This window comes from Brevundimonas sp. NPDC092305 (genome assembly GCF_044755415.1).
GTDB lineage: Bacteria > Pseudomonadota > Alphaproteobacteria > Caulobacterales > Caulobacteraceae > Brevundimonas.
In genome coordinates this window covers 547737-568109 of record NZ_JBIVQY010000001.1, presented here as the reverse complement: position 1 = coordinate 568109, position 20373 = coordinate 547737, and the positions used below count along the sequence as shown (strand labels likewise).

18 protein-coding genes are annotated in these 20373 nt (G+C 67.3%); 10 read left to right on the top strand and 8 right to left on the bottom strand.

What is annotated here, in order from left to right:
- Positions 1–59: 59 nt before the first annotated feature.
- From ACIQC9_RS02775 to csgH, 4 genes are all read left to right on the top strand, one after another.
- The gene (locus ACIQC9_RS02775; RefSeq protein ID WP_400612165.1) at positions 60–3083 is read left to right on the top strand and encodes a hypothetical protein; all 3024 of its coding nucleotides are present in this window, start codon (positions 60–62) and stop codon (positions 3081–3083) included.
- A gap of 97 nt (positions 3084–3180) precedes the next feature.
- Positions 3181–3939 carry a hypothetical protein gene (locus tag ACIQC9_RS02770; protein ID WP_400612163.1) on the top strand — a complete coding sequence of 253 codons (759 nt, stop codon included), beginning with the start codon at positions 3181–3183 and terminating at the stop codon, positions 3937–3939.
- Between the two features lie 22 nt (positions 3940–3961).
- Positions 3962–4615: a hypothetical protein gene (locus ACIQC9_RS02765; RefSeq protein ID WP_400612161.1), complete on the top strand. Its 654-nt coding sequence runs from the start codon at positions 3962–3964 to the stop codon at positions 4613–4615.
- Between the two features lie 8 nt (positions 4616–4623).
- On the top strand, positions 4624–4917 hold the full coding sequence (csgH, locus tag ACIQC9_RS02760; RefSeq protein ID WP_400612159.1) for a curli-like amyloid fiber formation chaperone CsgH: 294 nt from the start codon (positions 4624–4626) through the stop codon (positions 4915–4917).
- Positions 4918–4927: 10 nt separating this feature from the next.
- Here the strand turns inward: csgH and ACIQC9_RS02755 are convergent, their stop codons facing one another.
- From ACIQC9_RS02755 to gspG, 6 genes are all read right to left on the bottom strand, one after another.
- Positions 4928–6337, bottom strand: a complete 1410-nt coding sequence (locus ACIQC9_RS02755) for a DUF4861 family protein (RefSeq protein WP_400612157.1) — start codon at positions 6335–6337, stop codon at positions 4928–4930.
- Between the two features lie 127 nt (positions 6338–6464).
- Entirely contained in the window at positions 6465–8486 is a 2022-nt protein-coding gene (gspD, locus tag ACIQC9_RS02750) for a type II secretion system secretin GspD (RefSeq protein ID WP_400612155.1), read from the bottom strand.
- Positions 8487–8496: 10 nt separating this feature from the next.
- Complete coding sequence (locus ACIQC9_RS02745) at positions 8497–9354, bottom strand: type II secretion system protein N (RefSeq protein ID WP_400612153.1); 858 nt, start codon at positions 9352–9354, stop codon at positions 8497–8499.
- Positions 9351–9716 (bottom strand): type II secretion system minor pseudopilin GspI, encoded by a 366-nt coding sequence (gene gspI, locus ACIQC9_RS02740; RefSeq protein WP_400612151.1) that lies wholly within the window; start codon positions 9714–9716, stop codon positions 9351–9353. The genes ACIQC9_RS02745 and gspI overlap by 4 nt, the downstream gene beginning before the upstream one ends.
- A complete protein-coding gene (locus tag ACIQC9_RS02735) occupies positions 9716–10168 on the bottom strand; it encodes a prepilin-type N-terminal cleavage/methylation domain-containing protein (RefSeq protein WP_400612149.1) in 453 nt (150 codons plus the stop codon). Before ACIQC9_RS02735 ends, gspI begins: the two co-directional genes overlap by 1 nt.
- Positions 10169–10173: 5 nt before the next feature.
- Positions 10174–10620 (bottom strand): type II secretion system major pseudopilin GspG, encoded by a 447-nt coding sequence (gene gspG, locus ACIQC9_RS02730; RefSeq protein ID WP_400612147.1) that lies wholly within the window; start codon positions 10618–10620, stop codon positions 10174–10176.
- 70 nt (positions 10621–10690) lie between these two features.
- On the opposite strand from gspG, the gene gspL reads away from it, so the two are divergent.
- From gspL to ACIQC9_RS02710, 4 genes are read left to right on the top strand one after another with little or no spacing between them, the layout of a single operon-like run.
- Positions 10691–11818, top strand: coding sequence for a type II secretion system protein GspL (gene gspL, locus ACIQC9_RS02725; RefSeq protein WP_400612145.1), 1128 nt, complete (start codon positions 10691–10693; stop codon positions 11816–11818).
- Positions 11815–12309, top strand: a complete 495-nt coding sequence (gene gspM / locus ACIQC9_RS02720; protein ID WP_400612143.1) for a type II secretion system protein GspM — start codon at positions 11815–11817, stop codon at positions 12307–12309. Before gspL ends, gspM begins: the two co-directional genes overlap by 4 nt.
- Positions 12306–13796: a type II secretion system ATPase GspE gene (gene gspE / locus ACIQC9_RS02715; protein WP_400612141.1), complete on the top strand. Its 1491-nt coding sequence runs from the start codon at positions 12306–12308 to the stop codon at positions 13794–13796. Before gspM ends, gspE begins: the two co-directional genes overlap by 4 nt.
- 1 nt (position 13797) lies before the next feature.
- Entirely contained in the window at positions 13798–15021 is a 1224-nt protein-coding gene (locus ACIQC9_RS02710; RefSeq protein WP_400612139.1) for a type II secretion system F family protein, read from the top strand.
- Between the two features lie 10 nt (positions 15022–15031).
- Here ACIQC9_RS02710 and ACIQC9_RS02705 read toward each other — a convergent pair whose 3' ends face one another.
- Positions 15032–15763, bottom strand: coding sequence for a hypothetical protein (locus tag ACIQC9_RS02705; RefSeq protein WP_400612137.1), 732 nt, complete (start codon positions 15761–15763; stop codon positions 15032–15034).
- Here ACIQC9_RS02705 and ACIQC9_RS02700 point away from each other — a divergent pair.
- Complete coding sequence (locus tag ACIQC9_RS02700; RefSeq protein ID WP_400612135.1) at positions 15709–16371, top strand: type II secretion system protein J; 663 nt, start codon at positions 15709–15711, stop codon at positions 16369–16371. The genes ACIQC9_RS02705 and ACIQC9_RS02700 overlap by 55 nt on opposite strands.
- Positions 16368–17207, top strand: coding sequence for a general secretion pathway protein GspK (locus ACIQC9_RS02695; protein ID WP_400612133.1), 840 nt, complete (start codon positions 16368–16370; stop codon positions 17205–17207). The genes ACIQC9_RS02700 and ACIQC9_RS02695 overlap by 4 nt, the downstream gene beginning before the upstream one ends.
- Before the next feature lie 62 nt (positions 17208–17269).
- On the opposite strand, the gene ACIQC9_RS02690 is transcribed toward ACIQC9_RS02695, so the two are convergent.
- The gene (locus ACIQC9_RS02690) at positions 17270–20077 is read right to left on the bottom strand and encodes a TonB-dependent receptor (protein WP_400612131.1); all 2808 of its coding nucleotides are present in this window, start codon (positions 20075–20077) and stop codon (positions 17270–17272) included.
- Between the last annotated feature and the right edge of the window lie 296 nt (positions 20078–20373).

Genomic DNA, 20373 nt, shown 5'->3' with positions numbered 1-20373 from the left:
AGCTGGCCATCACTACCAACCGCCGGAATTCGCCCGGCATCTGCTTGGAGGCAGGACCAATGATTAAGAGTCTTATGATCGGGGTTTCGGCCCTGGCGTTGAGCGCAGGGGCTTCGCTCGCGCAATCCGTACCCGTCGGGCCTGGAAACCCCACAGCCGGCACGATCATCGGTTCGCCGGTGTCGGGCATCTATTCGGACATTCTGCAGGTCGGCGACGGCAACCTCGCCGAAGTCACCCAGACGGCTGCTGACAACTCGTATGCGGTGATCGATCAATCCGCGCCGACCACAACCAAGAACCGCGGCAACGTCGCTGACGTGACCCAGGCTGGCGTTGGCCAGAACAGCGCCCTGATCGTTCAGGAATCGACCGCCTCGACCTCGGCCTTCCCGGACGCCGCCGGCCTGCCGATGGCCTCGGCCGATAACCGCCAGATCGCCATCATCGATCAGGTCAACACGGGCGGGACGAACGCCCAGGCGAACAACGCCGTGATTCTGCAAGGCGTCATCGGTTCGGACGGCTTCCGCAACTACGCTCGGATCGGTCAGACCGGCCGCGGCAACGAAGCGCTGATCCAGCAAGGCGGCGGTACGGACGGCGAAGACGGCCGCATGTACTCGGTCATCGAGCAGAACGGCCGCAACAACATGGCCGAGAACCGTCAGGGCGAATCCGACGCCTCGCGCATCTATCAGGACGGCAACAACAACGAAGCCTACGTCGATCAGGAAGCCCTTAGCGGCGTCACCAACCGCACCAGCTACGTCGATCAAGGCTTCGCGGGCGGCAACGGCAACTTCGCCATCGTTGGTCAGCGCGCTGACAATAACGAAAGCGTCATCGTCCAGTCGGCCTACCTCGGCGGCGACAACAACCTCGCCAGCGTCGACCAGCAAGTCGGCTCGGACCGTTCGATCAGCTACATCGACCAAGACTTCAACCGCAACGAAGCATACGTCGTGCAGTCGGGCATGGACAACGAAAGCTCCATCTCGCAGGGCTATTTCGGCGGCCGTAACCTCGCCACCGTCGACCAGTCCGGCGAAGGCAACTTCAGCGGCGTGGTCCAGTACGACCGCGACGACGCCGACATTAACCAGTCGGGCGACAACAACTTCAGCGGCGTCCGTCAGACGGGCACGTTCGAGTTCGCTCTGGTCGGTCAGGCCGGCGACAACAACAGCGCCGACGTGCTGCAGTCCGGCATCGAGAACCGCGCCTACACCTGGCAGGACGGCGACCGCAACGAAGCGGTGGTCGATCAGTCCGGCTCCGACTGGTCGTACATCGACCAGACCGGCAACGCCAACTACGCCGAAACGACCCAGGCCGGCTTCGACAACCTGTCGGACGTCTGGCAGGACGGCAACCGCAACAGCGCGATCGTCGAGCAGTCCGGCGAGTCCAGCGATGTCACGATCGTTCAAACTGGCAACGGCAACAGCGCCGACGCCTGGCAGGGTTCGTCGGCCTTCCTCGAGAACGCCGAGATCAACCAGTCGGGCAACCGCAACGACGCGGTGACCGAACAGCTCGGCTTCCGCGATCTGGCCATGATCGACCAGAGCGGCAACGGCAACTCGGCCTACGTTGGTCAGGACGGCGTCTTCGAAGGCGGCACGATCAACCAGTCGGGCAACCGCAACACAGCGGAAACCTTCCAGCTCGGCGACTTCAACAGCGCCCTGACGGACCAGAGCGGCAACAACAACTACGCTCTCGTTCAGCAGTTCGGTTCGGAAGACATGGTTGACATCAACCAGTCGGGCAACCGCAACGACGCGGATGTCTGGACGAACGGCTGGATGGAAGTCTCCAACCTCGACCAGCTCGGCAACGGCAACTCGGCGTTCACCACCCACGTGGGTATCGGCGAGTACAGCTGGATCGATCAGATCGGCAACCGCAACTCGGCCGAAGTCACCCAGGCTGGCCTCTTCAACGAGAGCTACGTCCATCAGACGGGCAACGAAGGCTCGGCCATCGCCGCTCAATACGGCGTGGGTCAAGTCGGCCTGATCGTGCAGGGCCCGTACCTGCAGTTCTCGGGCTCGGTCGGAAACGCCGCTGACGTGTGGCAGGGTTCGGGCGCGGACAACGCCTATAGCGAAGTGCTTCAGGACGGCGACCGTAACTCGGCCTTCGTCACGCAAGCCGGCGCTGACGCCTACAGCAACATCCAGCAGGGCCGTTTCCTGTTCTCGGATGACAGCTCGGCCGACGTTCTGCAGACGGGCGCTCGCGCCAACAGCTTCATCGCGCAGGAAGGCATCGCCAACACGGCGGAAGTCGTCCAGTCGGGTGACGACAACATCAGCAACGTGGACCAGTTCGGCATTCTGCTGAACGCTGAAGTCGAGCAATCCGGCTCCAACGGTGGCAGCAACATCACGCAGTCGGGCTTCGACAACACCGCTTCGGTCACCCAAACGGGCGACTGGAACGGCAGCGATGTGGTTCAGGAAGGCGACTTTGGTTCGGTGACGGTCGAACAGACCGACATGTCGAACAACAGCTTCGTCAACCAGGGCACCTTCTACGCCTCGACCGGCAACGTGGCGCAGATCCAGCAGATCGCTGGCGCTCGCCTCGCCTACAGCCTGCTGGAGCAAGACGGTGACTTCAACTTCGCCTCGGTCACCCAGGCGGCCGAAGGTGCAAGCAGCACCGCCTATCAGGGCTACAACATCGCCACGAGCGGTTCGAACAGCGCTTACATCGAGCAAGCTGTTGGCGCCGACGGCGCTGAAAGCTTCCTGATCCAGGACGGCAACGGCAACCGCGCCTCGGTCTACCAGACCGCGACCGCTGAAAGCGTCATCCTGCAGGGCTTCTACTTCGGCGCCACGAACAGCAGCGCCCAGGTGATCCAGTCGGGCGACAACGCCTACAGCTACGTTGACCAGGACGGTGACAACAACCAGGCCACGATCGAACAGTCGGCTGCTGACGCCTACAGCTACGTCAGCCAGACCGGTGAATCGAACCAGGCCTTCGTCACCCAGGCGGCCAATGCCGGCGCGGTCAGCTTCGTCACCCAGTCGGGCGTCGGCAACACCGCGATCGTCAACCAGTAAGCGTCTTGCCGGGAGCGCCCTCGTGGTGCTCCCGGTTCCGGACTGGCCGGGCCCTTCGGGGTCCGGTCGGCTTCGTCTTGTTCAGGAGGGATGGAAGATGATCAAAGCTTCACTCGGTCTTTCGGCAGGCTTCGCGCTCGCCGCACTGATGACGGCCTCGCCCTCCAGCGCGCAGGTCGCGATCGAGCAGATCTCGCCAACCCTGAATATCAGCCAGACCGGCTCTGCGAACCGTAGTGTTGTGGAAGTCTCGGGCGGCGCCCACACCGGCGACATCACCCAGACCGGCGACGGCAACCAGGCGCTGATGATTAGTCGCGGATCGGGTTCGCGCCAGAGCATCGCCCAGTACGGTTCCGACAACATCGGCGTTCAGATGAGCGTCGGCTTCGACAACACCGCCAGCCTGACGCAGGGAAACGCCCTGACCCCGGGTTCCGGCAACCTCGCCATTCAGGCCCAGGTCGGCGCCCGCAACACGGCGCGCATCGTCCAGAACGGCTCCAACAACGCGGCCGCCCAGATCCAGACCGGCGCCCTCACCTTCGGTCAGGCGCGCGCCGTGGCGTCCGCGCTGACGTCCGACCTGCGCGACGGCCGGGTCAACTCACGCATTCAGGAACTGGCCGGCCTCAGCGGCGGCGTCGGGAACACCGCCGAGCTGACGCAGGACGGGGACGACAATCTGGCCGTCATGATCCAGGCCGGCGACCACAACCAGATGGACATCCATCAAATCGGCGGCGCCGCCAACGTCTATGTCCAGCTGGGCGACGGCCTGCGCCGTTCCGCCACCGTCGAGCAACAGGCCGGCGTCAACGGCGTTACCCCGATCACGATCATCCAGTCGCGTTAAGCGTTCGCCTGAAAGGCCTGTCATGCCCATCCGCCTGCCGCTCGTCGTCGGCACGATCTGCGCCTCGCTGGCCAGCGCGGCCGTTGGACAGGACGCCGGCCGCGCCAGTGTTGAGCAACTGAGCCAGCCCGCGGCGGGCCGTGTGATGGCGCCGGTCGCCGCCACGCCCGCCAACCCCGACGTCGCCCAGTTGGCCGCCGATGCGCCGCGCCGCGTCGTCACGACCGCACGCCCGACCACCGAGGCGCGGCGTCCGACGACTGTCGCGCCCGGAGAAGCAACCCGGAACATCCGCATGGCCGCTCCGCCCGCCGAGGCCGTGGACCGCTGCGAGGCGGTATCCGCCGGCCGCGCCGAACCGCTTGAAGGCGTTGACTGCTCGGCCGTGCTCGAGGCCGCGGCTTTCGCACGTCGCTCGCCCGAAGAACGGTTGCTTGCGGCTGAAGACACGCTGGCGTCCAACGACCAGCGACAGACGACCGTCGGCCAGACCATCCCCAACGCCGCGCTGGTGGCCGAGCGTCTCGCGACCGGCAACGTCATGGGCTCGGCCGCAGCGCAGGCCATCGCATCCCAGCCGGGCGCCGCGTCCCAGCAGGCCGCGCCGACGGTCATCAGCATCACCAATCCCGACGGCTCGACCGGCACGATCGTCGTGCCGCCCAGCCAGCCCTGACCAAGTCCATGCCTGTCGTCTGGATCGAACCGACTTGGAGTGACGGCGTCGTCGACCTCGCGGCGTGGGCGAAATCAGAATTCGACCTGTCCGGCGACTTCTCTCTTGAGGTGACGCGAAAGTCCGCCGCCGGCTCGGCGAGAACCCGGCAAGGCGGTCGCGTGACGTTGACGGCCGGGGAGGCCAGACGCCTGTCGGTCGTGGCTATCGGTCCCGTGGCGACTGATCAGGACTGGACCGCTCACCTGAGCCTGTCTTCTGACGGGCGGGTCATCGCCGAAGCGGACGCGCCCGCCGCCTGAACAATGTCGGTCAGGGCCTCGCTTCGGCCGTTTCGCCCGCCAGCCGGACCGGGCTGTTGTACTCACGTGCGGTCTTGATGACGTAGTCCTGAAACGCCTGCCGGGTGTTCAGAACGGCGCCTTCGCTCCACGCCGCGGCGATCAGGTATTCGAAGCTGTGGTCAGGTGTCACAGGAATGCGGAAGGCGTGGTTGCCCTGATAGTCGGGCACGAAGACGTACTCCGGCCGATAGACATCCTTCACCACCAAGGCCGACCCGGCGAAGTCCACGGTCAGGGCGTTCTGGGCGGAGTCGCGATCGTCCGGGTTCCGGATGGCCTCGGCCCCGCCGGTAATGACCACGCCGCCCTGCTGGTAGGCGATCTGCTCATTGCCGTGCCGACGGATCGCCGCCGCGAACGCCGTGCCCGGGTCCTCGGGCTGGAAGGTGCTGTAGGTCACCCGCGCCGTGGAATAGTTCTGGTGGGCGTAGGCGGTGTAGACCTGCTCCATCTCGTAAAGGCCCTCGCCCGTGCGCCAGTTCATCGTGCGCACCTTGATCATGCTGCGCACCGGCCCGTTCACCACCACCTCGAAGGCGTACCGTGTGTCGTCGATCTGGTTGAGATTGAAGTTGGTCTCCGCGACCTCGGTGTTCTGCGGGGTGAACCGGGGCTTGGAGACGCGGGTCGGCTCGGTCGGATGCTCGAACAGGCCGATGCCGCCGCCGCCGAATGAGTTGTCGACGGACATGATGTCCGATCCCAGCGCGGGATCGATGTAGGACACCGCGTAGCCGTCGAGGTTCTCCATATAGAGCCGGTTGGACATCAGCAGCGGCTGACGCTTGCCGTAGACGTCCACGTCGGTCGGAAACCACAGCTTCCAACCGACATTTTCCGACTCCCAGAACGGGATCTGGTGCCGCGCATAGCTGCCGATCGCGGCGTGGCTGCCATGGGGATTCCAGCCGCGCTGGTTGAAGCCGATGTAGGCGTAGACCGTCTTCGTCTCGTGCGGTTGCAGGTCGATCTGGAAGAACAGCTCGTCCCAGATGCCGTCCTTGTCGAGGTCATCCATCTGGAAGAACACGGCCCGGCCGTTGGTCTCCTTCAGGAAGCCGTGGGGCCCCTCCTGCGCCCGCTGGCGGGCGTCGGGTTCCGGGCGGGGCTCGCCCGCCGGGTCGACCACGGTGACGTACATTTCCTGCAGGCCCCGCAGCTCGGGAACCTGATCCGGCAGGATGGTGACCGGCGCGTTCGTGCGCGGCTCATCCAGATCGTTGGTCAGGGTCAGCGCGACCCGCCGTAGAGGCTTGAACCCGCCCTGCTCATACCACCCAGCGTCTTGCGCCATCGCGGCTGACGAGACGATCAGACTGCCTGCGAGCATCGTCGCCCACGCTGCCGCTGTTCGGCCAAACCGATGCTGACGCGCCATTTTCGTTCTCCCGTGCGAGGTTTTTACCGATTGCCACCGGTTACCTTCTCCAATCTGGGCACATTTTCACGGGTTGCTGGGAGCCGAAAGACGCAATCGGGACGCGGGTTGGAAAAGCTCGGGGTGGCTAGAAGACCTCGCCAACGTCGGGCTGCAGACGGGGCGCGACGACCTCTTCCCGATCCAGTCGAGGGTTGGGCGCGGCGGTCTCCTGCTGGCGCAGGCGGTCGTAGTTGCGCTGGGCGTCGAGGCGTACATCCTCCGCACTGCGCAGGATCGTTGGCCGCAGGAAGATGAAGAGCGTCCGGCGCGTCTGGGTGTCCCGCCGCGAGCGGAACAGGGCGCCGAGGCCGGGGATGTCGCCCAGACCCGGCACCTTGCCATCGCTCGCCTGCCGGTCGTCGGTGATCAGGCCGCCCAGGGTGATGACCTGCCCGTTGTCCGCCAGAACCGTCGTGTCGACGCTGCGGCGATTGGTGATCAGGTCGGCCGCGCCCGACACATTGGTGGTCACCAGAGAGGACACCTCCTGACTGACTTCCAGCCGGACGACATCGCCGTCATGGACGCGTGGCGTGACGCGCAGGGTGACGCCCACGTCCTCGCGGGAGATGGTGGTGAAGGGGTTCACCGTATTCCCGTCCGTAGCGAAGGCGCCGGTGCGGAAGGGCACGTTCTGGCCGACGACGATTTCGGCTTCCTCGTTATCCAGCACGGTGATGCTGGGGGTGGAGAGCAGGTTCGCGCTGCTGACGCTCGACAGGGCCTGCAGCAGAACGCCGAACTCGCCCTCGCGGCCGGCGGCGAGGTTCAGCCCCTCGGACAGGGCGGCAGCGCCGGGCACGCCAAGCGTCTGCAGGATCGTGCCGAGCGACGTGCCGGCCTGGGTGAAGGAAGATCCGCCGACCACGCCTGTCCCCGGCACAGCCCCGCCGGCCGCAAGCTGGACGCCCAGCCGCTCGCCAAGCTCGCCGGTGATTTCGACGATGGCGGCTTCAATCACGACCTGCGGACGGCGCACGTCCAGTTCGACGATCAGGTCTTGGATCATCTGAACGGTCGCGGGCGAACCGCGCATGACCACGGCGTTGAGTTCGCTGGCGGACTGAACGGTGACGTCGTCCAGAGCGAAACCGGTGGATCGTGGCGTGCGGTCTTCAGCGGCCGCGGGCGCGGGCGCAGCGTCGTTCGTGGCGGCGGGCGTCAAGGGGGAGGGTCGACGCGAGGCGCTGAGGCTGGCGAGCCCCGATCCGCTGCGCAGACTGCGGCTGACAGCGTTGGTGGCGGTCGGCTCGGCGCCCATGAGGCCCCGGATGATGTCGACCACGCCTTCTGCATCAGCGTTGCGAAGGCGGACTACGCGAGTGATCGGCGAGGCGCCGCCGGGCTGGTCGAGCGCACTGACCACACTCCGCGCCTGGGCGATGTCCTCGGCGGTGCCGCGCACCAGCACGGTGTTGCTGCGCGGATCGGCGGATACCCGGGGGCCGCCGGCTTCCTCGCCGAACAACTGGCGCATGGCCTCGGCGACTTCCTCGGCGCTGGCGTGCTGCAGGGTCAGGCTTTCGAACGCCTCGCCGCCACCGCTGTCGAGCGCTTGCGCGACCTGCTGGATGCGACGGACGTTATCGGCGTAGTCAGTGACGACGACGGCGTTCGGATTGGTCACGGCTTCCAGCGACCCGAACTGGGCGACCAGCGGGCGCAGGGCGCGCGCGGCCTGATCGGAGGGCAGGTTGCGCAGGCGGATCAGCCGGGTGATCACCTGCTGGCCGGAGTCGCCAGACGCCGAGGCGCTGTTCTGAATCACGGTCGCCTGCGGCACCACGCGCCATACCGCGCCATTGCGAACCGCCGCGAAGCCGTAAGTGCGCAGCACCGTCTGATACAGCTCCCACACCCCGTTGGCCGACAGCGGCTCCGCCGAGACCACGGTCACGACACCGCTGACATTGGGGTCGAGCACAATGGTGCGGCCGGTGATGCGGGCGATCTGTTCGGTGACGTCGCGGATGTCGACGCCGCGCATATTGACGACGACCTCGCCCTGAACGGCGGCGGGCGCGGTCTGGGCGACGCCGGCGGCGGGCGGCGCGGCCATCATCAGGGCCATCAGGCAGATCATGCCGTTGCGAGACTGTCTGTACACGGATCGTCGCCTATCTGAGCGGAACGGTGAGGGTCATGGAGCGACCGTCGCGGAGGATTTCAACACGGGCGCGGCCGGCGCCGGCCGCGCTTTCGAACACCTGTCGGTCGCGCGTCGGATCGCCGAGCGTCTGGCCATTCAGGCTGCGGATCACATCGCCGGCCTTGAGGCCTGCGCGCAGGATCTGAGGCGGGGAGTCGGCGCTGACGACATAGCCTTGCGGGGATGACGCCACGCCCATAGTCGTCATCGCCGCAGCGGGAGAGGTCGCGGATCCCGGGGTCCGGGTCGCAGTTGTGGGGCTGCTACCTACCGGGGATGAGGCTGTCGGCGCTGGCTGGGCGTCCGGAGCCGCAGCGGGCGTCGCGGCGGGCCCCGAAACCACGGGAGTTGCCGCCGACGTCGATCCCGGCGCACCTGCGGCCTGGGGCAGCAGAAGCGCCTCACGACGGCCGCCTGTATTGAGAATGACCCGATCGCTCTCGATGGCTTCGATGATCGCCGACCCGATCGGCGTATCTCCCACCGAGAAAATCTGAACCGGGCCCTCGCCCGCCGAGATCAGGGCTGTCGAGCCGCCAGCCGGCGCATAGACCACGCCCTTCAGAACCAGACCCAGATTGGAGATTGGCAACCCGTCCGAACCGCCCCCGCCGCCAAAGGGCGCCCAGCCGAGGATGGACGCCAGCTCGCCGCCGCCCTGACCACCCATCGGCGCCAGCGCCGCCGGGGTCCAGACCGTCTCGCGACCATCATCCCAGCCGACCAGCCGCCACGTCAGGCGCGCGACGCCGAGCGCCACGCTGACCACAACGACCAGACTGACCAGCCGGAACCAGAAGGTCGGGGATCGCAGCAGGCCGTTCACGACACCGCCCCCGTATCGATGAAGCCGCTCAGACGGGCCGCGGGCGACGCTGCCCCGCGACGGCTGACCAGAATATCGACGGCCTGCAGGTCCGGATCGTCCGTCGCGCCGCGGTCGACCTGCACGGCCCAGTCCACCTCCATCATGCGGACATCGTCGGCGGGCGCGTCGCCGATCGACAGTTCCGCAAGACGGTTCTCCGCGATCCACTGCGCCACCACACGGTCCTCAAGACCTCGCACGCCATCGACATGCGCCTGGGTCGCGACCAGCAGGCCGGCCGAGGCGATCGCCAGAATGAACAGGGCGACGATCGCCTCCATCAGGGAATAGCCAGTGCGGCGGGTACGTTGCGAGCGCATCAGCCCCGCCCTTCCGCAACCGGGCGCGCCACCGCGTTCAGCCCATCGAAGTCCACAGTCCAGAGGTGATCGCGATCGCGCACGTTGATGCGACTGGGCGGCGTCGCTCCATCCGGATCGACGACCACCGTGTCTGACTCTCCGGACAGGCGGACGCCGCGCGGCAGGTCGTACCGGCCGTCATCGGACGCTGCACCGGCCAGCTCATAGCTCGTACCCGTCATCCGCAGCGTGACCGGCTGGCCGTCCACCAGTACGTCGTCCGCCGCCAACCTGAGGCGCTCGGCCAGACGGTTCGCCTCGACCTGCGCCGAGGCCTCGCTGCGCCCACCGATGCTCAGCACCACCATGCCCGCGCAGACGCCAACGATGACGAGGACGATCAGCATCTCGACCAGCGTCATGCCGGCGCGCGCGCCGGACCGATGTTCGATTGTCCCGCCCCCGCGCATCGACACTATCGCGATCGATCTGTCAGATCGGCGTCCAGACCCTCGCCGCCCGGCTCGCCGTCCTTGCCGTAGGACATCAGATCAAAACCGGCCGTCTGGCCTGGGCTGCGGTAAACGTAGTCGCGACCCCAAGGGTCCTTCGGCGGCTCCGGCAGATAGCCTTCGCTGTTCCAGTTCGCTGGCTGCGGATCGCTCGCCGGCCGCTCGACCAGCGCCTTCAGACCCTGTTCGGTCGTGGGGTAATCGCCGTTGTCGAGACGGTACATCCGCAGCGCCGCCGCGATCGCTTTCAGATCGGTCTTGGCCACGGTGACGCGCGCCTGATCGGGACGACCGATGACGTTCGGCACGATCATGACCGCAACCAGAGCGATAATGGCGAGCACGACGATCATCTCGACAAGGGTCAGCCCCTGCCGCCGACGCCGCCGACTGCGTGGTAGCGTAAACATCACATCTCTCAGCTAGCGATCACCCGCCCGTCGCTGCTATAGACCGCCCCCAGTCGGGGAACCAAGCCCAATGCAGACTGCTGCCGAGCGCACCCATTCGGGGCGAACAACGATCGTCAAATCCGGCCTCTGGCGAATCCAGTCAGGCGGGGCGGTTCCGCTGAATCAGGCGTGGGACGGGCCTTTGATTGTCTTGGTTCCGTCAGAAAAATTTCTGACAGTTGTAATCGATCTACCCCTCGCATCGCGCCGTAAACGGATCGAAGCCGCCCCCTTCGCGGTCGAAGGCATGATCTCGGAGCCGCTGGACCGGGTGCATGTTGCTCTGGGCATGGAGGTGTCGGCGCACCGCCATCTGTGCGCCGTCGTCGGGCATTCCGACATGCAGCTCTGGATTGCAGAGCTGGCGAAATCGGGACTGGAGCAATGCGTCCTGCTGCCCGACGCGTTGGCGCTGCCGTTGCCGCCCGTCAGCGCATGGAGGGTCGCCGTCGATAGCGGGCGGGCGGTGGTGCGTACGGATGACGGCGCGGGCTTTGCGCTGGACGTCGACGCCCTTCCGATGGCGTGGGAAGCCGCGGGCCGTCCGGGGCTGATCGCAGAGGGCGACCCCCTGCCGGATCTCATGCGGGACGGGCTTGACGAGCTCAGCCTGCAGGCGCCCGGCGTGTCGCATCCCACGCTCTTCATCCCGCCGATCGATCTCAGACAGGGCCGCTACGCCGCCGCCCGGGCCAAGGGCTCGCCGTGGCGTGCGGTCGCCCTTGTCGCCGCCGCCGGGTTCGCCGCCCATCTGGCCCTCGCCGTCGTCGACGTCGCAGCGCTTAGCGGCATGGCCGACCGGCGCGAGGCGGAGACCCGGCGGCTGCTTTCGGAGCGTCAGCCGGGTCTTGCCGAGGCGCCGGATCTGACCGCCGCAGTGGATCAGATCGCACCCGCAGCCGCTGCCGGCGACGGCCCCGCGACGCGCCTGCTCGGGCGCACAGGTCGCGCCCTGACACGTCAGGCCCTCGACTATCGCACCGTCAGCTACGACGACGGCAACCTTACGCTGGCCGTCACCGCGCCGGACGCGGCCGCGCTGGACGGCGCCGTCTCGACCCTGAACCGGGCCGCCCTGCCTGCCCGCGCCGCCGCCGAGCCGACGACCGTCGGCGGAGCGAACGCTGTCATCACCATAGCCGGAGCGGCCCGATGATCGCCGCGGTCACCGCCCGCACCGCCCCCGTACTGGAACAGGGCAAGGCCTGGATCGAGGGCCGCTCTGCGCGCGAGCGGCTGTTGCTCGGCGTCCTGGCCTTGGTCGGTCTCGCCGCCGTCGGATGGTACGGCGTGATACAGCCGCTCGCTGCCGCCCGACGAGACGCCGTCGAGCGGATCGCCCTCTACGAAAGCCTGCAGGCCCGCCTCCGCTCCGCGCCCTCAGGCGCGGTTCAGCCGGCTTCGCCCCCCGTCTCCGGTCCGCTCATCGACGCCGTGCGGCAGGGCGCCAGCCAGCAATCCCTGACGGTCGAGATCGCCGGAGACGGCGCCCGGGTGACCGCAACGGCCACCGACACCCGTTTCGATTCAGCCGCCGCTTTTGTGGATGCGCTTGAACGCGGAGGGATCACCGTCTCCAGCCTGCAGCTGACCGCAACCGGGCAACCCGGCGTTGTGGACCTGACATTGATGGCGACCCGCCCATGACCGCCGAACCTCTGACCACTGATCGGGAGCCGCTCCGCGTCGGCTACGGCTTCGCCAGCCGGAATGGCGTCATGATCGACGAGCGGGACGACGGTCCCGTCTGCCTGCATCGCCGGTCGGCGCCGCTCGCCGCCCTGCTGGAAGTCCGCCGCCTGCACGACGGGCCGGTCCGGTTCGAGGTCCTCGACGACGCCGCCTTCGACGCCCTGCTGCGGAACCGGGCGGGAGACGCCGCCGACGCCGCCGCAGATATCGCTGTGGACGAAAGCGATCTGCATGCCCTTGCGGAGGACGCCGCCGCCATCGACGACCTGCTGGACAGCCGCGACGACGCTCCGGTCGTCCGGCTGATCAACGCCATCCTGCTGCAGGCCGTCCGCGAGGGCGTGTCGGACGTGCATATCGAGACAGAGGAACGCCGGTTGGTCGTGCGCTTCCGCATCGACGGCGTCCTTCGTGAAGTGATCAGCCCGCCCCGATCGCTCGCGCCCCTGCTGGTCAGCCGCATCAAGGTCATGGCGCGGCTGGACATCGCCGAGAAGCGCACGCCTCACGACGGCCGGGTGACGCTGCGGATCGGCGGCATGGACGTCGATGTGCGGGTGTCGACCATCCCGACCCAGCATGGCGAACGCGTGGTGATGCGTCTGCTGGACCGCAACACCTCGGGGCTGGACCTCAGCCACCTCGGACTGGACGAACGCGACCTGTCGGCCCTGCGCCGCATGGTGCACCGGCCGCACGGCATCGTTCTGGTCACCGGCCCTACCGGTTCCGGCAAGACGACGACCCTCTACGCCGCCCTGACCGAGCTGAACGATCGCAAGCGGAACATCATGACGGTCGAGGACCCGGTCGAATACGCGCTGGATGGCGTCGGCCAGATGCAGGTCAACGCCAAGATCGACCTGACCTTCGCACGCGGCCTGCGCGCCATCCTGCGTCAGGACCCCGACGTGATCATGGTCGGGGAGATCCGCGATCAGGAGACGGCCGAGGTGGCTGTGCGCTCCAGCATGACCGGGCACCTGGTGCTGTCGACCCTGCACACCAACTCCGCCGTCGGCAGCGTAACCCGCCTGATCGATATGGGCGTGGAGCCCTATCTGCTGGCTCCCATGCTGACCGGCCTGATCGCCCAGCGCCTGGTGCGCCGGCTATGTCCCGACTGTCGGCGCGAGGATGTGGCTGACGCCGCCGATGCCGAGCTGACGGCGGGTGCGGTTCCGGTCGGCTCTCGCGTCTTCCGGCCGGTCGGCTGCCCAAACTGCCGCGGCGACGGCTATCGCGGCCGGACAGCCCTCTACGAAGTGATCGAGATCGATGCGGCCTTCCAGGCTCTTGTCCACGACGGCGCCTCCGAGGCCGATCTGGTCCGCCACGCCCGCAAGTCCAGCCGCTCGATCCTCGACGACGGCGCGGCCAAGGTCGCGGCGGGCATGACCTCCGTCGCCGAGGTCGTCCGCGTCGTGCGCGAGGACGGCTGAGTTGGCCGGCTGGCGCTATCAGGCGGTCGACGCGTCCGGCCGCGCCTTGACCGGCATGGTCGAGGCGACCAGCGAAACCGCCGCGCGCGCCATGGTCCGGGACCTCGGTCTGCTGCCGACACAGGTCAGCGCCCAGCCTCGCGCGGGAACCAAGGCTCCGGGCCTGTCCCTGCCCGGCTTTGGTGGCCGTGTTTCCGCCCGCAGCCTCGCCGCCGCCACACGCCAGCTGTCCACCATGATCGGCAGCGACATCCGCATCGAGGAAGCGGTCCGCATCGTCGGCCAGGAACACGAGAACCAGCCGATCGGGCCGATCCTGATGGAGGTCGCCTCGTCCATCGTCGAGGGTCAGAGCTTCGCCGCCGCGCTCGAACGCCATCCACGCGTCTTCCCCGAATACTTCCGCGCCTCGATCGCGGCGGGCGAGCAGTCGGGCCGCCTTTCCGAGGTCCTCGCCCACCTGACCGACTTCGTGGCCGCCCGTGAGAAGGCCGGCCGCAAGATCCAGCTGGCCCTGCTTTACCCGGCGCTGCTGGCCGGGGTGTCGCTGCTGATGATCACCCTGTTGCTGGTCTATGTCGTGCCGGACATCGTGAAGGTTTTCGTCTCGCGCGGCGCGGCCCTCCCCCTCCTGACGCGGGCCCTCATCGGGCTGAGCGGCGCGGTGCAGAGCTTCGGGCTGCCGCTACTGGTGTTCATGGCTCTACTCGGCTTCGGCTGGAACCGCTGGCTGGCCGTTCCCGCCAACGCCCGCGCTTTCGCCCGCTTCCGCCTGAACACCCCGCCGTTCCGGGGCTTCACACGCCAGCTCAACGCTGCCCGGTTCGCGGGCAGTCTGGCGACGCTGGTGCGCAGCGACGTGCCGCTGGTAGACGCCCTGCGCGCCGCCGCAGCCGTCACGCCCAACGCCTATGTGCGCGAGCGCGCCCTCTACGCCACCCAGCGCGTTCGCGAAGGCGCCAGCCTGAGGCGCGCCCTGTCAGAGGCGGAGGTCTTCCCGCGCATGCTTCTGGCCGTCGTCGCCTCGGGCGAGCAGAGCGGCCGTCTCGGACCGGGGCTCGAGCGCGCGGCGGCCGATCTGGAGCAGGATCTGGAGCAGCTGGTCACCGCGCTGGTTGCTCTCGTCGAGCCGGCGGTTCTGCTGGTGATGGGCGGCGTCGTGCTTCTGATGGTGCTGGCGATCCTGATGCCCATCATCAACCTGAACAATCTGGCGGGCCTGTGAGCCCCCGGCGTCAGCGGATCCCGACGGTCGAGGCCGCCATGCCGGGAAGGACCGCCGCACCCGCCGGCGTGACCGTCAGGCTCACCGTCCTGTCGCGGGCCATGCGGGCGCGCACCAGCTCGGCATTGTCCGGTCCGCGCAGCGACAGACCCGAACCCTCCGCATCCGACGTCAGATCGCCGGTCAAGGCGGCAGGCGTGGTCGTCACGCCACCGCCGACGCAGCGAGCCGGGCTCGTCCGCAGCCTGCCCTCGCCGGTCCCGCCGCCGCCGATCGCCAGATCCGTCGCGTCCAGCGTCATCTCGCCATCGCAGGTAAATGGCAGGGCCGAGGTCATGGCGTTGATCAGCCGCAACGATCCGGCGCCCTCCGCCCGGCGCAGCACCAGCGCATGGGATCGCCACAGGGCGTCCGCGAGGATTTCCGTCTCCGGCCCGTGCAGCCGAAGATCGGCCGCCGGCGCCAGCGCGACGACGGAGCGCACCGGCCTCGTCGTCCAGCCGAGGGCGAAACCGGGCTCCAGCGCCGTCTCCCCTCGCCAGACCGTACCGACCGTATCGCCCTTCGTCCCCACCGCGGCCTCGGCCGGCAGGTACACCAGCAGGCCCAGCAGATACGCACCGACAGCGGTGGCGCCGAGCACGATCTTCCACGGGGTGACCCGCACGTACAGGCGCTCGAACTGAAATGCCCCCGCGCCGTGCAACTGATCGCCGTCCCGGGTCCGCCAAACGCCGAACATGGTCTCTCTCCGCGCCGTCGGGGGCCCTGATCGCCGACAGAACGCGCCGCCGCAAGCCCAGATCCGCTCGCGCCGGCTTCACCCTCGTGGAAGTGATCGTCGCACTCGGCCTTTTCGCCCTGATCGCGCTCGCGGGCTTCAGTCTGGCGCGCACCGTTCTGGACACCCAGGCCCGCACCGACGACCGCCTGTCGCGCATGTCAGAAATCCAGCGGGCGATGTTCGTCATCGCCTCGGACCTCGATCAGGTTAGCGGCACGATCGAAGGCGGGGGCGAGAATCTCGTCTTCCAGAAGACCGACGCATCCGGCAGGCCGCTGATCGTCCGCTACGCCCGCGCAGGCGACGCCCTGACGCGAACGGTCTCCGGGCCGATGGGAGAGCGGGTCCAGCCATTGTTGCGAGGCGTCGGTTCAGCCCAATGGTCGTTTCGCCTTGCCGGGCTGGGCTGGGCGCCCGCGACCGCTCCTGCCTTGCCTGTGACGGACCCGGCCGCTCCGGCCCTGCCGGCTGTCCGCGCCGTCGCGCTGAACCTCGGCTTGATGGGACCGGACGGTCGCCCCACCACCCTTCGCCGCGTCGTGGCGACGCCGGAGATCGCGCCGTGATCCCGCGTTCGCGTCGCGACGATCGCAGGGGCATGATCCTGCTCAACGTGCTGATCGTGGTCGCCATCGCCGCGGCGGCGGTCACCGTGATGATCGTCGCGCAGGACATGCAGGTCCGCCGCGCGATCCGTCTGCACGACGCCGCCCAGGCCCAGGCCTATGGCCGGGCGGGCGAGCTGTCCGCCGTGGTCGCCCTGCGCCGCGATGCACTGACCGCGCCGACCATCGACACCCTTGACGAACCGTGGGCCGCCATCGGCCAGCAGGCGATCAGCATCCCCGGCGGCGAGTTCGCCCTGACGATCGCCGACGAGCAGGCGCGGTTCAACATCAACTCGGTGGCCAGAGGCGACGCCGTCTCGGCTTATGCCCTGCTGAACATCGCAGAAGCGGCCGGTGTGCCGCGTCCGACCATCGAACTGATCGCCCTGACCATCTCCACCCTCGGCCCGCTTCGCGATGACGGCCCCCTGCGCACCGCCGGCGTCGACCCGGCCGAGCTTCAACGGCTCGCGCCCTATGTGACCTTCCTGCCGGCGGATGCTCGGGTGAACCTGAACACGGCGGATCGGGCTCTGCTGGAGATCCTGCTGCAGGATCCCGCAGCGGTGAGGCGCGTCATCGACGCCCGCTCGCGCGGCGGTCTGAGACAGGAAGAGGCTATGGCCTTCAGCGCCGGTGGTCTTCTAGGCGTCACCTCCGATCACTTCAGGGTCGACACCACCGTCAGGGTCGGAGACGTCGTGCGCCGCACGTCTAGCGTGATCGAGCGCAAGCCCGGTCTCGAAGGGCCCGCCGTCACGGTCATATCCCGCCGTCGTCTGCCGACCGCCTGAGCGCAAAAAAAGACCGGGCCGCGAAGGGCCCGGTCAGACGGCTCAGGGGAGAGAAGCGACCGTCAGAAGGTGTAGCGGAGGCCCACGACGAACTGCCGGCCGGTGTGGGTGTAGGCGTTCAGGCGATTGTCCCGATCGACGTACAGATCGGCGTACTCGTCCGTCAGGTTCAGACCTTCGACGCTGAGCCGGACGTTTTCGGTCAGGTTGTAGGACATCTGGGCGTCGATGTTGGTCGTCGCATTGGTGCCCTGCCAGCTGTTGAAATCGGCGCCCGGAACCGCGGTCAGGTACGGGTCGCGATAGGCGGCGGAGACGCGGGCGCTGAAGGTGTCGTTCTCGTAGTAGACCGTGACGTTCCACGCCGTCTTCGACAACCCGATCAGCGACGCGTCGATCACCGGCCCCGTCCCGTTCGTGGAGGTCAGATACTCGATGTCAGATGACACATAGGTGTAGTTCGCCAGCAGGCCGAAGTCGGACCAGAAGCCGGGCAGGAAGGTGAAAGGCTGCTGGTAGTTGACCTCGAAGCCCTTCAGCTCGCCGCCGGGCGAGTTGATCGGCTGGGTCACCTGGAACACCATGTCAGGCGTCGCGACTGTTCCGTCCAGCAGGGAATCCGGCAGACCGAGGGTGTTGTAGACCGCCGACCGCTGGAGCGATTGAACGAAGGTGTCGATGTCCTTGTAGAACAGGCCCAGCGCGAGAACGGCTCCACTCTGCGGGTACCATTCCAGCGAGACGTCGACGTTCTTGGACTGCGTCGGATCAAGGAAGGGGTTGCCGGAGGAGTAGTTCCGGTTGGCGCCCTGCACCGTCACATTGCCGCCGGGAGACAGCGAGCCCAGCCCGGGGCGAGCGATCGTCTTGGCCACGCTGACCCGGCCGATCAGGTCCTCGCGGAAGTCGACCGCGAGGTTCCACGACGGCAGCCACATGTCGTAGCTGTTCTCGACCGTCACATACTCCCGCCCCGTGCCGCGGATGACATTGCCGCTCGAGGCCTGATCGGTCTTGAAGTAGCGGACGCCGACGTCACCGCGCCACGGCAGACCGAACAGGTCGAACTCGAAGTCCGCCTGAACATAGGCGCCGCTCGTTTCCTCGGTCACATCGGCCCGTGAGCCGGTGTTCTCCTGCAGGGCCCAGATGCCTGTGCCGCTGTAGATGTCGTAAGTGTCGTCGTACGCTTGCAGATCGGGCGCCAGCCAGACCCGCAATGCGCTATCGGGCAGACCCAGTCCCTTGTCGAACTCGAAGATTCTCGACAGGGCGGCGATCCCCGCCCCGCCTGGAATAGCCGGCACGTCAGAGGTGTTCACCCGCTGCAGCGCGCGAGACCCGTACTCGAACTTGCGATAGTCCACCCCGCCCTTCAGCGTGACGCCGCCGTCCAGATCGTACTCGCCGTTCAGCTTGTAGGTGGTGAAGCTGTTGTCGACCCACTCCGGCGTCAGGCGCACTTCCGACTGCCCGGGCACCGCGGCCCAGGCGGCGGGATCGGTGGCGTCGAAACCGAGGTTCATCCCCATCATCCGGGGACGGAAATCGTAGGTGAAATTGTCGGAGTCGATGCGCTCGAAGGTCACGGTCGTCGCGATTGGATCACTGTAGGCGGACTCGGAGTGACCGGCGACGAACTTCACGCGAGCCCGATCGCTGAACTCGTGATCGACCACCGCCGTGAACTGCTGGAATTCGGTGTTGACCTGATTGTTGCTCGACTGTGTGCGCAGATCGACGTTGTCGATGTTGGCCTGCACCAGGTTGTTGCCCTCGACGATGCCGCTGCGGATGATCGACTGCGGTTTGCCCACGCCCGGGCGGCTCAGACCGATCGCCTGAAGCTGGGATTCCAGCCGCTCACCTTCGAAGTTGGAGTACAGCGCCTCAAGGGTGATGAGCGTCGCGTCCGTCGGACGAAACTGCAGCGCGCCCGACAGGCCCAGTCGTTTGGAGGAGGTGTCGTAGCTCGCATAGGCGGGAATACGCGGATGGTAGATGGCCGTCTCTGAAACGGCCGGATCCCAGGCGCTCGGGCTCGTAAGGTTCTGATTGAGCTGGGCCAGAGTGACGCCCGCCACCGTCGACGCCGGGTTCCAGCCGCCGTTGGCGCCGCCGTAGACCCAGCGCGTGATGTTGGCGCCTTCCTCGATCAGGTGGCGCTCGTCGTAGGACGCCGAGAACAGCAGGCCGAGCTTGTCGTCCATGAACCGGTCGCTGGCGAGCAGCGAAAAGCCCGGCGTCACATCACCGGCGAGGTCGTTGTAGCTGCCCTGTGCTGACAGAACGAGGCGGCGGCCGCTGGAGTCGAACGGCTTCGACGCGTTCAGATCGACGGTAGCGCCCAGCGAGCCTTCATCGACGTCCGCCGACGCCGTCTTGCGGACGATCAGGTTCGAGAACAGGTCGGATGAGAAGATATTGAAGTCGAAGCCGCGACCGCGATTGGTGCCGCCCGAGTTGGAGGTCCCCGACGACGTCGCGATGGCTTCCATGCCGTTCACCCGAACGCGGGTGTAGTCGGAACCGAGGCCGCGCACCGAAATCTGGCGGCCTTCGCCCGAGCGGCGCGTGATGGCGACGCCGGGGATTCGTTGCAGGGATTCCGCGAGGTTCAGATCGGGGAAGTCGGCGATGTCCTCGGCGCTGATCGCGTCGACCACGCCGCTCTCGTTGCGCTTGATGTTCAGCGCGTTCTGAAGCGAGGCGCGAAAGCCGGTGACGATGACGTCGTCGACCTGGGTGGTGTCTTCCTGCACCGGGGTCGCCTCCTGCGCCTGCGCGACGCCGGCGATCAGTGCGACCGAAAGGGCGAGGGCCGAAACGCCGACGGAACGAGACTTACGGAATCCATGCGTGGTGCGCATCGTCATATAACCTCCCCATGCCCGCGTATCGCGGATCATTATTGGATCGCCGAACCAGTTTCAGGCCCGACTGTCGCCGTCCGCCGAACGGTGGAAGGCTTCGAGCGAAACATGCGCGGGGCCGCCCTGACAGGCCAATCCCAATCGGGCATGGACCAATGCAGGATGTGAACCGATCTGTACGGCGCCGCGACGAGCGCGTCAGTGAAGCTGTGCGGCACGCCGTCGCGGACGCATCGGGCGACCCAGGCCGTGGCTGATTGATGCCGCATCTGGATCGATCCATAGTCGTTTTG

What these genes read in the sequence shown, in the direction of transcription:
- ACIQC9_RS02775 (WP_400612165.1), top strand. Translation starts at nt 60, where the DNA reads ATGATTAAGAGTCTTATGATCGGGGTTTCGGCCCTGGCGTTGAGCGCA.
- ACIQC9_RS02770 (WP_400612163.1), top strand. Translation starts at nt 3,181, where the DNA reads ATGATCAAAGCTTCACTCGGTCTTTCGGCAGGCTTCGCGCTCGCCGCA.
- ACIQC9_RS02765 (WP_400612161.1), top strand. Translation starts at nt 3,962, where the DNA reads ATGCCCATCCGCCTGCCGCTCGTCGTCGGCACGATCTGCGCCTCGCTG.
- csgH (WP_400612159.1), top strand. Translation starts at nt 4,624, where the DNA reads ATGCCTGTCGTCTGGATCGAACCGACTTGGAGTGACGGCGTCGTCGAC.
- ACIQC9_RS02755 (WP_400612157.1), bottom strand. Translation starts at nt 6,337, where the DNA reads ATGGCGCGTCAGCATCGGTTTGGCCGAACAGCGGCAGCGTGGGCGACG.
- gspI (WP_400612151.1), bottom strand. Translation starts at nt 9,716, where the DNA reads ATGCGCTCGCAACGTACCCGCCGCACTGGCTATTCCCTGATGGAGGCG.
- ACIQC9_RS02735 (WP_400612149.1), bottom strand. Translation starts at nt 10,168, where the DNA reads ATGCGCGGGGGCGGGACAATCGAACATCGGTCCGGCGCGCGCGCCGGC.
- gspG (WP_400612147.1), bottom strand. Translation starts at nt 10,620, where the DNA reads ATGTTTACGCTACCACGCAGTCGGCGGCGTCGGCGGCAGGGGCTGACC.
- gspL (WP_400612145.1), top strand. Translation starts at nt 10,691, where the DNA reads ATGCAGACTGCTGCCGAGCGCACCCATTCGGGGCGAACAACGATCGTC.
- gspM (WP_400612143.1), top strand. Translation starts at nt 11,815, where the DNA reads ATGATCGCCGCGGTCACCGCCCGCACCGCCCCCGTACTGGAACAGGGC.
- gspE (WP_400612141.1), top strand. Translation starts at nt 12,306, where the DNA reads ATGACCGCCGAACCTCTGACCACTGATCGGGAGCCGCTCCGCGTCGGC.
- ACIQC9_RS02700 (WP_400612135.1), top strand. Translation starts at nt 15,709, where the DNA reads ATGCCCCCGCGCCGTGCAACTGATCGCCGTCCCGGGTCCGCCAAACGC.
- ACIQC9_RS02705 (WP_400612137.1), bottom strand. Translation starts at nt 15,763, where the DNA reads ATGTTCGGCGTTTGGCGGACCCGGGACGGCGATCAGTTGCACGGCGCG.
- ACIQC9_RS02690 (WP_400612131.1), bottom strand. Translation starts at nt 20,077, where the DNA reads ATGCGCACCACGCATGGATTCCGTAAGTCTCGTTCCGTCGGCGTTTCG.